This is a genomic window from Ruegeria sp. BHSB056 (genome assembly GCF_059613305.1).
Window position 1 is genome coordinate 1 of record NZ_JBXWSG010000014.1, and the last position, 13,177, is coordinate 13,177.

General features: G+C 61.0%; 15 protein-coding genes. 14 read left to right on the forward strand and 1 reads right to left on the reverse strand.

What is annotated here, in order from left to right; translation table 11 throughout:
• The 5 genes from AC2FND_RS05550 to cobJ form a co-directional block, all read left to right on the forward strand.
• The coding region (locus AC2FND_RS05550; RefSeq protein WP_496768411.1) for a cobaltochelatase subunit CobN at nt 1-679 on the forward strand (679 nt) is incomplete at its 5' end.
• A complete protein-coding gene (locus tag AC2FND_RS05555; RefSeq protein ID WP_496768413.1) occupies nt 676-1,797 on the forward strand; it encodes a ferredoxin-like domain-containing protein in 1,122 nt (373 codons plus the stop codon). The genes AC2FND_RS05550 and AC2FND_RS05555, both read left to right, overlap by 4 nt.
• Nucleotides 1,797-2,426, forward strand: a complete 630-nt coding sequence (locus tag AC2FND_RS05560) for a precorrin-8X methylmutase (protein WP_209597018.1) — start codon at nt 1,797-1,799, stop codon at nt 2,424-2,426. The genes AC2FND_RS05555 and AC2FND_RS05560 overlap by 1 nt, the downstream gene beginning before the upstream one ends.
• Nucleotides 2,423-3,151 carry a precorrin-2 C(20)-methyltransferase gene (locus AC2FND_RS05565; RefSeq protein ID WP_496768415.1) on the forward strand — a complete coding sequence of 243 codons (729 nt, stop codon included), beginning with the start codon at nt 2,423-2,425 and terminating at the stop codon, nt 3,149-3,151. The genes AC2FND_RS05560 and AC2FND_RS05565 overlap by 4 nt, the downstream gene beginning before the upstream one ends.
• Entirely contained in the window at nt 3,148-3,912 is a 765-nt protein-coding gene (gene cobJ / locus AC2FND_RS05570) for a precorrin-3B C(17)-methyltransferase (RefSeq protein WP_496768417.1), read from the forward strand. Before AC2FND_RS05565 ends, cobJ begins: the two co-directional genes overlap by 4 nt.
• Here the strand turns inward: cobJ and AC2FND_RS05575 are convergent.
• The gene (locus AC2FND_RS05575) at nt 3,903-4,634 is read right to left on the reverse strand and encodes a cobalt-precorrin-6A reductase (RefSeq protein ID WP_496768418.1); all 732 of its coding nucleotides are present in this window, start codon (nt 4,632-4,634) and stop codon (nt 3,903-3,905) included. The genes cobJ and AC2FND_RS05575 overlap by 10 nt on opposite strands.
• Between AC2FND_RS05575 and cbiE the strand changes: the two genes are divergently transcribed.
• The 9 genes from cbiE (at nt 4,633) to AC2FND_RS05620 (ending at nt 13,174) form a co-directional block, all read left to right on the forward strand.
• Nucleotides 4,633-5,832: a precorrin-6y C5,15-methyltransferase (decarboxylating) subunit CbiE gene (cbiE, locus tag AC2FND_RS05580; RefSeq protein ID WP_496768419.1), complete on the forward strand. Its 1,200-nt coding sequence runs from the start codon at nt 4,633-4,635 to the stop codon at nt 5,830-5,832. The two genes, AC2FND_RS05575 and cbiE, sit on opposite strands and share 2 nt — an antisense overlap.
• Entirely contained in the window at nt 5,829-6,197 is a 369-nt protein-coding gene (locus AC2FND_RS05585; protein ID WP_496768420.1) for a cobalamin biosynthesis protein, read from the forward strand. Before cbiE ends, AC2FND_RS05585 begins: the two co-directional genes overlap by 4 nt.
• Nucleotides 6,194-6,988, forward strand: a complete 795-nt coding sequence (gene cobM, locus AC2FND_RS05590; protein ID WP_496768422.1) for a precorrin-4 C(11)-methyltransferase — start codon at nt 6,194-6,196, stop codon at nt 6,986-6,988. Before AC2FND_RS05585 ends, cobM begins: the two co-directional genes overlap by 4 nt.
• On the forward strand, nt 6,981-8,297 hold the full coding sequence (locus AC2FND_RS05595; protein ID WP_496768424.1) for a cobyrinic acid a,c-diamide synthase CobB: 1,317 nt from the start codon (nt 6,981-6,983) through the stop codon (nt 8,295-8,297). Before cobM ends, AC2FND_RS05595 begins: the two co-directional genes overlap by 8 nt.
• Nucleotides 8,294-9,022: a uroporphyrinogen-III C-methyltransferase gene (gene cobA / locus AC2FND_RS05600; protein ID WP_496768426.1), complete on the forward strand. Its 729-nt coding sequence runs from the start codon at nt 8,294-8,296 to the stop codon at nt 9,020-9,022. Before AC2FND_RS05595 ends, cobA begins: the two co-directional genes overlap by 4 nt.
• Nucleotides 9,015-9,758 (forward strand): precorrin-6A synthase (deacetylating), encoded by a 744-nt coding sequence (gene cobF / locus AC2FND_RS05605; RefSeq protein ID WP_496768428.1) that lies wholly within the window; start codon nt 9,015-9,017, stop codon nt 9,756-9,758. Before cobA ends, cobF begins: the two co-directional genes overlap by 8 nt.
• A gap of 87 nt (nt 9,759-9,845) precedes the next feature.
• Nucleotides 9,846-10,304: a DUF302 domain-containing protein gene (locus AC2FND_RS05610; RefSeq protein WP_496768430.1), complete on the forward strand. Its 459-nt coding sequence runs from the start codon at nt 9,846-9,848 to the stop codon at nt 10,302-10,304.
• Nucleotides 10,305-10,383: 79 nt separating this feature from the next.
• Nucleotides 10,384-12,003: a thiamine pyrophosphate-binding protein gene (locus AC2FND_RS05615; protein ID WP_496768432.1), complete on the forward strand. Its 1,620-nt coding sequence runs from the start codon at nt 10,384-10,386 to the stop codon at nt 12,001-12,003.
• On the forward strand, nt 11,990-13,174 hold the full coding sequence (locus AC2FND_RS05620; protein ID WP_496768433.1) for a CaiB/BaiF CoA transferase family protein: 1,185 nt from the start codon (nt 11,990-11,992) through the stop codon (nt 13,172-13,174). The genes AC2FND_RS05615 and AC2FND_RS05620 overlap by 14 nt, the downstream gene beginning before the upstream one ends.
• The last annotated feature ends 3 nt before the right edge of the window (nt 13,175-13,177 follow it).

Sequence of the window (13,177 nt, forward strand, 5' to 3'; positions counted from 1 at the left end):
GGTGTTTGGCCCGGCACCCGGCAGTTACGGCCTGAACATGACCCATCTGTCCGAGACCTATACGGACGACGCGCGCGCCCAAGCCGGGGAGGCATGGCTTGAGGCCAGTTCGTACGCGTTGGAAGGTGAACACATCGCGCAGGACAAAACGGGGATCACGGATCGTGTCGCCAAGGCCGACAGTTTTGTTCACCTCCAGGATCTGACAGAAACTGATCTGCTGCTGGCCAACGATTATGCCACGCATGAGGCCGGTTTTGCCGCCGCCAAAAACATCACTGGTGGCACCGCTCAGCTTTACCATCTGGACAACACCAACCCCGATAATCCGCGCGCCCGGACTCTGCCGGAAGAAATCAGCCGCGTCGTTCATGCCCGCGCTGCCAACCCCGGCTGGATTGCCGGGATGCAGCGCCATGGGTTTCGCGGCGCCGCCGAGATCGCGGCGACGCTGGATCACATGGCCTCATTCGCACATCTGTCGGGCACTGTCGCTCCGCATCTGTTTGATCTCTACCACGAAGCCACATTGGGCAATGAGGCCGTTGATGCCTTTCTGCAAGAGGCCAACCCGAAGGCCCATCAGGCCATGCAAGACAGGTTCCGTGCATTGCTGGAAGCGGGGCTTTGGAACACACGCCGGAATTCGATCCGGGCCGATTTGGAGGGTTTGGGATGAGTGCACCTATCGTTCAAGGCTGGTGTCCCGGCGCGCATCGTCCGATGATGTCAGGCGACGGGCTGGTCGTGCGGGTCCGTCCGCGTCTGGCGCGACTGAATGCTAGGCAGGCCATTGGTTTGTGCGAACTGGCTGAACGGTTCGGCAATGGCACCATCGACCTGACCAATCGTGCCAACCTGCAACTGCGCGGCGTGGATGAGCGCGACCACCAGCCGTTGCTTGTGGAACTTGCGGCGCTGGACTTGCTTGATGCGGAACCCGGCATCGAAGTACGCCGCAATATTCTGGTCACTCCGCTCTTTCAGGCGGGCGATTTGACCGCGCGGCTGACACAGGAGTTGATTGATCGACTGGCCGAATTGCCTGCTCTGCCCGCTAAGTTTGGTTTTGCCATAGATACAGGCCCGAAGCGCCTGTTAGCCTCAGATTCCGCAGATATTCGTCTGGAACTAGGTGCCGACGGTCTGATCCTGCGCGCCGACGGCTGCAAAACCGGGCGGTGTGTGACCGAGGATGACGCCATTGACCACGTGATCGCGCTGGCCCGATGGTTTGCCCAGACCTATACGGCCGAGACACGTCGCATGGCGCGGGTCACCCACGCACTGCCACAGGAATGGCAGGGATTTGCCCCCGGTCCTGTCGGTGAAAAACTGCAACCCGGCCCCTGTGAACTGGGTGCTCTATACGGCGCGGCATTCGGCTCGCTGCCTGCGCGCAAGCTTTGTGAACTGATCGAAGCCAGCGGCGCTTCTGACCTGCGTGTCACCCCGTGGCGACTGATCCTGCTGGAAGGCGGGGCGGCGATACCCGCCCCGGATTTTGTCACTGACGGAGCCGATCCGATGATGACAACCGACGCCTGCCCCGGCGCGCCGTTCTGCCCGCAAGCGCAGGTGGAAACCCGCGACATCGCCCGTGCATTGGCCCGGCGCATTCCCGGTCGCCTGCATGTCTCGGGCTGCGCCAAGGGATGCGCCCATATGGGCCCGGCCGACATCACTGTGGTCGGCAACAACGGGCGATTTGATCTTGTCAAACAGGGCCGCGCGGGGGATGAGCCCAGCCAACGCGGGCTCGACCCGAAAACACTCATGACTATGGACTTCACCTGATGCCCTACACTTACGAAACTGATGGCGCGGCGATCTACAAGGAAAGCTTTGCCACCATCCGGTCCGAGGCTGATCTGACCCGCTTTGATGCCGATGAAGAGCAGGTCGCCGTTCGGATGATCCACGCCGCCGGCATGGTCGGGCTGGAGGAGTTTGTACATTTCTCACCCGGGTTTGTGCAGACCGCACGCACGGCGCTGGAAAACGGCGCGGCGATCCTGTGTGACGCGCGCATGGTCAGCGAAGGTGTGACCCGTTTCCGTCTTCCTGCCGACAACGAGGTAATCTGCACCCTGCACGACGAACGCGTGCGTCCCCTGGCCGCCGAGATGAGCAACACCCGTTCCGCCGCTGCGCTGGAATTGTGGCGGCCGCATCTGGAGGGCGCGCTGGTCGCCATCGGCAATGCGCCCACCGCGCTGTTTCATTTGCTGAACATGCTGGAAGACCCGGATTGCCCGCGCCCTGCCGCGATCATCGGCTGCCCGGTCGGATTTGTCGGAGCGATGGAATCCAAAGATGCGCTATGGCAGGCGCAACCGGTGCCGTCCTGCATTGTCAAAGGTCGTCTGGGCGGCAGCGCCATCACCGTGGCGGCCATCAACGCCATTGCAAGCCGGGCAGAATGAAGATGGGCACCATATACGGTGTGGGCCTTGGCCCCGGCGATCCGGATCTGATGAGCGTCCGGGCTGATCGCCTGCTGCGCAACGCCAAGCATGTGGCATTCTTTCGCAAACCGGGTCGCAGCGGTCAGGCCCGCAAAATCGTCAACGGGATGATCCCCGAAGGCGCGATTGAATTCCCGATGGAATACCCTGTGACCACCGAGATCCCGGTCACCGATCCACGTTATAACGAGTTGCTGGCCACATTCTATGAAGAGTGCACAGCACACCTGAAGACGCTGTCGGAACAGGGCGAGGATGTGGTGGTCCTGTGTGAGGGCGATCCATTTTTCTACGGCTCGTTCATGCATCTTTACAATCGGTTGCGTGACGAAGCTCCAGTCGAGGTTGTGCCAGCCATCACCGGCATGTCCGGTGCGTGGACGGCAACGGGCGATCCGATCACATGGGGCGATGATGTGCTGACCGTGTTGGTTGGCACTCTGCCCGAGGAGGTTTTGGCTGAACGTATGGCGCAGACAGATGCTTTGGTCGTGATGAAAATCGGGCGGAACATCGACAAGGTAAAACGCGCACTGAAAACCTCGGGGTTGTACGAGCGCGCTTGGATTGTCGAATATGCGCAAATGCCGAACCAGACGGTGACAAAGCTGTCCGAAGCCTGCGAGAAGATCACCCCGTATTTCTCGATCATCGTTGTGCACGGTCAGGGGCGGCGACCATGAGCGGCTGGGTCAAGATCGCAGGCCTTGGTCCGGGGGACGAGGCTCTGGTCACCCCTGAAGTTACAGCGGCTTTGGCCGACGCCACCGATGTGGTGGGCTATATCCCTTATGTGGCCCGCGTGGCCGACCGCCCCGGCCTGACCCTGCACGCCAGTGACAATCGGGTTGAAATCGACCGCTCGCAACACGCGCTGCAAATGGCCTCCGAAGGCAGGCGGGTGGTTGTTGTGTCCTCGGGCGATCCCGGTGTGTTTGCTATGGCGGCAGCCGTGTTCGAAGCGTTGGAGAATGGCCCCGCGGAATGGCGAGACCTTCAGATCGATGTGCTGCCGGGGATCACGGCGATGTTGGCTGCATCCGCGCGCGCAGGCGCTCCGATGGGGCATGATTTCTGCGCCATCAACCTTAGTGATAACCTAAAGCCATGGGCGCTGATCGAAAAACGCCTGCGCTTAGCTGCGCAAGGCGATTTTTCGATGGCCTTCTATAATCCCCGCTCGAAATCTCGCCCGGAAGGCTTTGTAAAGACACTGGAAATCCTGCGCGAAGAATGTGAACCCGAGCGAGTGATCCTGTTTGCACGCGCCGTGTCACGAGCGGATGAGGCGATCCGGATTTCCACACTGGCCGAGGCCACGCCCGAGATGGCGGATATGCAGACCGTGGTCATTGTCGGCTCGTCGCGCACCCGGGTCATCGAACGCCACGGCACGCCGATCGTCTATACGCCACGCTTCACCCCGGTCGAGGATCAGGGATGAGACAGCCAGTCCAGAACCTGTGCGACAGTCGAAAGCTCGGTCCGCTTGGGCAGAACAGGGCGGTCGATCATAAGCACTGGCAGACCCAGCGCCCGCGCTGCGTCCAGCTTGGCACGCGCACCCGAGCCGCCCGCGTTCTTGGACACCACAAGTTGCGTTCCATGTTGCTGCATCAGCGCGCGGTCATCAGATTCTGTAAAAGGACCCCGGGCCACGACCACCTCTGCGTTGGGCAAGGGCAAAGTGTCGGGCTCATCCACAAGGCGCAGCAGGTAGTAATGCTGGGGCTGAGCAGCAAAGTCTTCAAGGTGCATACGTCCGACAGCCAAAAACACACGCTGCGGATCACCTGCAAGCGCATCGACGGCAGCAGTGATATCGGGCACGCGGTGCCAGACATCGCCGGGTTGCGGCTTCCACGCCGCGCGGGTCAAGGCGGCCAGTGGAACCTGAGTTGCGTGACACGCCTCAATCGCGTTCCGGCTCATCTGCGCCGCAAATGGATGGGTCGCATCCACCACATGGGTGATCGCGTTTTCACGGATATAGTGGGCCAGACCTTCCGGGCCGCCAAACCCGCCAACTCGCACCGGCAACGGCTGCGGACGCGGGGTTTCCACCCGTCCCGCATAAGAATACACAGCCGTAATCCCTTGTTCCGCAACAGCTTTGGCCAGAGCGTTGGCCTCGGTCGTGCCGCCAAGAATCAGGAGGTTGGGCATGTCTGAATCTCCGTGGCTGATCGTTCTGGGATTGGGCGAAGATGGGCTTGATGGCCTGTCGCCTGCAAGCCGTCAAGTGCTGGACCGGGCCGAAGTGATCATGGGGCCGCCTCGTCACCTGTCGCTGCTGCCGGAAAACGAGGCTGAGCGGGTCGAATGGCCGGTGCCGTTCTCGGACGGATTGCCGATCCTGAAAGGCCTGCGCGGACGGCAGACGGTGGTTCTGGCGTCAGGTGATCCGTTCTGGTTTGGCGCAGGGTCCGTCATCGCGCGTAACTTCGATGCCAACGAGTGGACCGCCCTGCCCGGCCAGTCCACGTTTTCGCTGGCCGCTGCGCGGCTGGGCTGGCCTTTGGAAAGCACGCTGACCTTTGGCCTGCACGCCGCGCCTTTGACCCGGTTGCGGCCGCATCTGGCCGCGGGCCTGCACGCCATTGTACTTTTGCGTGACGGCAAGTCGGTTGCTGAACTGGCTACATATCTAAGCGAAACCGGATTTGCCGACAGCGCGTTGCATGTGATGCAGGCCCTCGGCGGCCCGCGTGAAAACGTCCAGACAGTGAGCCTGACCGAAGCTCTGCTGGGAACCTTCGATCATCCTGTCTGCGTCGGGTTGGAAGTGACCGGCACTGGGCGGGGAGTGTCCAAGGCCTCGGGCAAGCCGGATGATCTTTTTGAAACCGACGGCCAGATCACCAAACGCCCGATCCGGGCGCTGACCCTGTCCGCATTGGCGCCACAGAGGGGTGAGCATCTGTGGGACATTGGCGGTGGCACTGGTTCGATCAGCATCGAATGGCTGATGTGTGACCCGACCCTGACCGCCACCAGTATCGAACCCCGCGCAGACAGGTCCGAACGCATTCGTCGCAATGCCGACGCGCTGGGGCAGGATCGGTTACAGGTTGTCCACGGTACCGCGCCCGAAGCGCTGCCCGGTTTGCCCCTGCCGGACGTGGTTTTCATCGGCGGTGGGCTAAGCACCAGCCTGCTGGCGTGGCTTCGCGACGCCTTGCCCACCGGCACTCGGTTGGTCGCCAATGCGGTAACGTTGGAAAGCGAAGCACTGTTGGCGCGATGGCACCAAGACCTGGGCGGAGACCTGTTGCGGATCGAACTGGCACATTCTGCACCGCTCGGACCGCGGCGCGGCTGGAAGGCTGCCTATCCGGTCGTGCAGTGGAGCGTGACCTTATGATCGTGGCAGGCTTGGGCTTTTCATCAGACGCGACGGCAGACAGTTTACGCGCCGCCTATGATGCGGCAGCGGCCAGCCATGATGTCCAAGCTCTGGCAACGGTCGCTGACAAAAGCGGACACTTTGCGCTGGTGGCCTTTGCGGAAAGCCTTGCTCTTCCGCTGCATTTCGTGGCGGCTGCCGATTTGGCCGGACAACGCACCCTGACATGCTCAAACCGCAGCCGTGCCGCTTATGGCACCGGCAGCGTAGCCGAAGCATCGGCCCTTGCCGCCGCCGGGTCCGGCGCGCGGCTGCTTTCACCCAGACACATTTCGGACGACCGGCTGGCCACCTGCGCCATCGCCATCGGAGGACAAACATGACCGTTCATTTCATCGGCGCCGGACCGGGCGCTGCAGACCTGTTGACATTGCGTGGGCGCGACATCATCGCCTCGTGTCCTGTGTGCCTATATGCCGGATCACTGGTGCCCGAGGAAATTCTGAGCCACTGCCCCAAAGACGCAAAAATCATCAACACTGCGCCCATGGATCTGGACCAGATCATGGCCGAGATCGAAGTCGCGCATAAAGCAGGTCAGGATGTGGCGCGGCTGCATTCGGGCGATTTGTCAGTCTGGTCAGCGATGGGTGAACAGATCCGCCGCCTGAAAGAAATGGGCATTCCGGTCAGTGTGACCCCTGGCGTGCCATCCTTTGCCGCCGCCGCAGCGGCCCTGGGCACCGAACTAACCCTGCCGGGACTAGCGCAGTCGGTGGTTCTGACCCGAACGCCGGGGCGCGCGTCATCCATGCCCGAAGGTGAAACGCTGGTGAATTTTGCCCGTACCGGCGCGACATTGGCCATTCATCTGTCAATCGGCAATCTGGACAAGGTTATCGCAGACCTGATCCCGGCTTATGGCGCCGATTGTCCGGTGGCCGTTGTGTATCGCGCAAGCTGGCCGGATGAACAGATCATCCGCGCAACGCTGGAAACCCTGAAAGGGTTGCTGGACGAAAGCATCTCGCGCACGGCTTTGATCATGGTCGGCCCCGCGCTGGCCGGTGAGGGTTTTGACGAAAGCTGCCTTTATTCCAGAGACTACGACCGCCGCTATCGCCCGCAAAGTGCCGACAGCCCTTGGTCAAGCTGGAGCCATGGTGATGAATAACCCTCCGGGTATTCTGATTTCAGCACCCTCTTCGGGTACTGGCAAGACGACGGTCATGCTAGGCCTCTTGCGCGCGCTGACCGAAGATGGCCTGACCGTGCAACCGTTCAAGAGCGGACCGGACTATATCGACCCCGCCTTTCACCGGGCGGCGGCCGGGCGGGCTTCGTTCAATCTGGACAGCTGGGCGATGGCAGATCGCCTGCTTAGCGCAATTTTTGCTCAGGCCGAAGGCGCTGACATTGTGGTGGCCGAGGGCTCGATGGGTTTGTTCGACGGTGTCGCAAAGCCTGGCGAAGTTGGGCACGGTTCGAGCGCCGAGACCGCCCTGCGCATGGGCTGGCCCGTTGTGCTTGTCTTGGATGTGGGCGGGCAGGCACAATCAGCGGCGGCAACGGCGCTGGGGTTCAGGATGTACAATCCTGACCTGCCCTTTGCCGGAGTGATCCTGAACCGATGCGCCAGCCCCCGCCATGAACGCCTGACGCGTCTGGGGATGGAGCGTGCGGGTCTGCCTGTTCTCGGCGTGCTGCCCCGCCGTGGTGATTTGACCCTGCCCGAGCGTCATCTGGGACTTATTCAGGCGGTCGAACACCCCGATCTGGAAAGTGCCATTGTAGGCTATGCTGCGTTCTTGCGAGAACATGTGGACCTTGACGCAATCAAGCGGGCGGCTTCCTCAGGCCCCGGCGGGCCATCGTCAGCCGCGCTGCCGCGCCCCCCCGCCCAGCGAATCGCGCTGGCCCGTGATGCAGCCTTTTCCTTTACCTACCCCCACCTTTTGCAGGGGTGGCACGATGCGGGTGCCGAGATCTTGCCTTTTTCCCCCTTGGCGAACGAACCTCCGGCGGCGGATGCCGATCTGGTCTGGCTGCCCGGCGGGTACCCCGAATTGCACGCCGGAACATTGGCAGCGGCCACCACCTTCCTGAGTGGTTTGCGAAAACATGCGGAAACAAAGCCGGTGCACGGAGAATGCGGCGGCTACATGGCACTTGGTCAGGCGCTGATCGACAAGGACGGCGTGCAACATGAAATGGCCGGCTTGCTGGGGCTCGTCACATCCTACCAGAAGCGCAAGTTCAATCTTGGCTACAGAAAAGCCGAGTTGTTGGCCCCCATGCCCGGCTTTGCCAAAGGCGCAGCCTTGCGCGGGCACGAGTTCCACTATTCCTCGATCGTGGATCAACCGGACGCCCCATTGGCACGCGTGTTTGACGCCGAAGGGGAAGAAGGTCCGCAAACCGGATCACTGCGTGGCAATGTCACTGGCACGTTCTTTCACCTGATTGCGGAGGCGTCGGCATGAGCGGCTTTGTTTCTTTCATCGGCTCTGGCCCCGGTGATCCGGAACTGCTGACACTCAAGGCGGTGGACCGGATGCAAAAGGCCGATGCGATCCTGTTCGACGATCTCAGCAGCGGCCCGATCCTGAGCCATGCGCGCGACGATGCGGATCTGGTTGGCGTCGGAAAGCGGGCCGGTCGTCCGTCCCCCAAGCAGGACCATGTCAGCCGGTTGTTGGTGGATTACGCGCAGTCCGGTCAGCATGTGGTGCGCCTGAAATCCGGCGACGGCGGTATGTTTGGACGGCTTGAGGAAGAGCTTGTCGCCCTGCGCGCAGCCGGTATCGCCTATGAGATCATTCCCGGCGTCCCCTCGGCAATAGCAGCGGCAGCAGCCGCAGGCATTCCATTGACGCGCAGGCTTACGGCGCGGCGGGTCCAGTTCGTGACTGGCCATGACGTCAGTGGTGAACTACCCGACGACCTGAACCTGAAAGCGCTGGCTGATCCGCAGGCCACCACCGTCGTTTTCATGGGCAAGCGTACCTTTCCCCTGCTGGTCGATACGCTGCACGCCCAAGGTTTGCCTTTGGATACTCCGGCGCTTATGGCCGAATCCGTCTCGACTCCCGACCAAAAGCTGCAACGCGCCACGATTGGCGCGCTGGCAGAGCAGCTGAGAACCGAGATTGGCAAAGCACCGGCACTGATTCTTTACGGTCCACTGGCGGAGTTGGACGATGATTGATCTGAGCTTGATCGGCATCGGTACCGGCAATCCGGATCATGTAACGTTTCAAGGCGCGCAGGCGATCCGGGCGGCGGATTTGATCCTGATTCCACGCAAAGGGGAAAACAAGGCTGATCTGGCCGGGCTACGTGAAGCGATCATCGAGCGTGTCGCCGAAACGCCGCCGCAGATTGCCTATTTCGATATTCCCCAGCGCCGGGCCGACGATGGCTACCTGCGCGGTGTCGATGAATGGCACGACGCCATCGCCCTGCGCTGGCAAGCGGCCATTGCCGCGCATCCAGAGGCGCAGCATGTCGCACTGCTGATTTGGGGGGATCCGTCCCTCTATGACAGCTCACTGCGCATCGCTGCCCGGTTGAACCCGCAACCCAATACCAAGGTTATCCCCGGCATCACCGCCTTGCAGGCGCTGACCGCCGCCCATGCGATCCCGATCAATGATCTGGGCGCGCCCTACGTTGTTACAACCGGTCGTCGTATCCGGGACGAAGGCTGGCCTGATGCGGCCTCGAACGTCGCGGTGATGCTCGACGGCGAATGCTCGTTCCAAACCCTTGATTTGGCAGATTATGACATCTGGTGGGGCGCCTATGTGGGTATGAAAGAAGAGGTTCTGATCAGTGGCCCGCTGGATGAGGTTGCGCAGAACATCCTTAAGACCCGGGCGAGGGCCCGCGCCGAACATGGCTGGATCATGGATATCTACCTATTGAAGGCGCGACGGAAATAACGAACGGGCACATAAACACGGGTTTGTGATGACGCGGATCGCTCAGGTCTGGCACACAGGGTGCACCTCAATACAGGAGACGTGACAATGAAAGCCCTCATTCCCTTGCTCTGCCTGATCGCTTTACCCGTTTGGGCACAAGACGCCCCAACCGGTTGGGCCGTGCTTCCTGCGGAAAAGACCTACTCGGAACTGGTCGATGCAACCAAGGCTGCAATCAAGGACAGCGGGTTGACTGTGGTGACGCAGGCTGGCCCCACCAAAGCTGCCGCGGCGCGCGGGATCACCATTCCAGGCAATCTGGTGATTGGTGCGTTCAACAACGATTACGCGGTAAGGGTGCTGGAAACCTCTACCAATGCGATGATCGAAGCACCGATCCGTTTCTACGTCACCGAGAACGAGGACGGAACGGCAACCCTGTCTTACAAGACCCCCAGCTTCGTGTTTGCCCCTTACATGCAGGAGGGCGGGCAAGCCTTGCAGGACATTGCCGCAGAACTGGATACAGTCTTTCAATCCGTCGCCGAAGACGCAGTCAAATAGTCACACTGACGTGATCCGCCTTGCGTCTGGTGGCGTCCTCCGCAATCTGCTTCGAAACGGTTATCTCGGAGCATGACTGATGCAGGACCCCACGCCGCGCGCCGCCGATCTTCTGGCCCAACGCCTGTACGAAGCGGGGTGCCGCCACGCGTTTGGAATGCCGGGGGGTGAGGTGCTGACACTGGTAGATGCGCTTGAAAAGGCGGGCATCACCTTTCATCTGACAAAACACGAAAACTCGGCCGGATTCATGGCCGAGGCCGTGCATCACCGCGACGGCGCGCCTGCGATTCTGGTCGCCACTTTGGGTCCGGGCGCGATGAACGGCATCAACGTGGTGGCCAATGCGTTGCAGGACCGTGTTCCGATGATCGTTCTGACCGGTTGTGTCGATGCGGACGAAGCGCTGACCTATACCCATCAGGTTATGGACCACAGCCAGGTTTACCGTTCCATCACCAAGGGCACGTTTACCCTGACGGCCAAGGGTGCGGATATCATCGCAGACAAGGCGGTGTCGCTGGCCACGCAGCCGCGACCGGGGCCGGTTCATATTGATGTCCCGATCTCGGTCGCCGACACGCAGGTGACGGGTAAAAAACGCCGCCGCCTGGCCAAGGTCGCGCCTGTCAGTCCCAATGGTGAATGCCTTGAAAAAGCCCGGCGCTGGGTGGCTGAGGCCGAGCGCCCAATCGCCATTATTGGTCTCGATGTCCTCTATGACGACTCGCGCAGTGTGGTGCAGGCGTTTTTGGAACATTTCGGAATTCCATTTGTGACCACCTACAAGGCCAAGGGTGTTGTTCCCGAAGATCACCCATTGTGTTTGGGCGGCGCTGGCCTGTCGCCTTTGGCAGACAAGTACCTTGTCCCTTTGGTCGAACACGCCGATCTGGTGCTGTGTCTGGGGTATGACCCGATCGAAATGCGCCCCGGCTGGCGCGAAATCTGGGACCCCGAAGAAAAGCGCGTCATCGACATATCAGCGGTGATCAATGACCACTACATGCATCAGGCGGGTCTTAATCTGGTGGCTGACACGGGCGAGACGCTGGAGGCCATTGCCAAGGGAAACCCTGCCCGCACGACCTGGCCGGGTGGTGAGCCCCCACAGGTCAAAACCGCACTTGCACAGGCCTTTCCCACCGATGAGGACTGGGGACCCGCGGCGGTCATCGCCGAAACGCGCGCTACTCTGCCCCCCGAAACGCTGGCAACCGCCGACAGCGGCGCGCATCGCATTCTGCTGAGCCAGATGTGGGAATGCAGCGAAGAACGTGGGCTGATCCAATCCTCGGCGCTCTGCACCATGGGCTGCGCTGTTCCAATGGCCATTGGTCTGAAACTGGCCGCGCCTGACCGCCCGGTGATCAGCTTTTCGGGTGATGCCGGGTTTCTGATGGTCGCCGGGGAATTGTCGACGGCGGCCGAAATGGGTGGCAATCCGATCTTTCTTGTCTTCGTAGATGCCAGCCTTGCCCTTATCGAGTTGAAACAGCGGCAGCGGCAGATGGTTAACAATGGCGTGGATTTCGGTCACCATGACTTCGCCGCCATAGGCCGTGCTTTTGGTGGGAACGGCCACACCGTCCGCAACCGGGCAGAGTTGCGCGCAGCACTTGAAGCTGCTGTAAAGGCCGAGACATTTACCGTCATCGCCGCTGAAATCGACCGGGGAGGATACGATGGCCGCATCTGAGGGCCCGCTGAAGGGCGTCAAGGTTCTAGACCTCAGTCGTATTTTGGCCGGGCCGACCTGCACGCAGTTGCTGGGTGATCTGGGCGCCAGTGTCATCAAGATCGAAAACCCTGCCACCGGGGGCGACGACACGCGGCAATGGGGTCCGCCCTATGTGACCAATGCCGACGGCAACCGCTCGGACCTGAGCGCCTATTTCATGTCAGCGAACCGAAACAAGAAATCCGTGGCACTGGATATCGCGACTAAGAAAGGTCAGGCGGAAATCCGACGGCTGGCCGCGCACGCGGATATTCTGATCGAAAATTTCAAACCTGGCGGTCTGGCAAAATACGGGCTGGATTATGCCACCCTGTCACAGGACTTCCCCAACCTCGTTTACTGCTCGATCTCGGGTTACGGCCAAACCGGACCAAATGCCAGCAAGCCCGGCTATGACCTGATGGCGCAAGGCTATGGAGGGATCATGTCCCTGACCGGCGACCCGGAAGGCGCGCCAATGAAAGTGGGGGTCGGAATCGCTGATGTGATGTGCGGAATGTATGCGAGCGTTGGTATTCTGGCCGCACTGCGCCACCGCGACCTGACCGGTGAAGGTCAGCAGGTCGATCTGGCACTGGTTGATTCTCAGATCGCATGGCTGATCAACGAGGGCGTCAATTACCTGACTTCTGGCAACGTTCCGCAACGCCGCGGAAACGGGCACCCCAATATCGTGCCTTATGACGTTTACGAGACATCCGATGGGCATGTCATTCTGGCGGTTGGAAATGATGGCCAGTTCAGAAAGCTGTGCGGTTTCCTGGGACAACCCGCACTTGCCGACGACCCCAGATTCGTGACCAACCCGGCGCGACTGGAACACCGTGATGCGCTGAACGCCATTCTTCGGCCGGCTGTTCAACGGCTGGATACGCGATCCGTAATTTCCGGTCTTGAAGACGTGAAAGTGCCTGTTGGTCCGGTCCAGACGCTGGATCAGGTTTTTGACACGGAACAGGTAGCAGCACGAAATATGCAGATTTCGATGCAGGCCCAGCCCGGTAAGGTGAACCTGATCGGGAATCCCCTTAACCTGTCACGTACGCCTGTAACATATCGCAGCGCACCACCCACCTGCGGGGCCGATACTGATTGGGTGTTAAACGCTGAAAACCCGTTCGACGATTGAAAC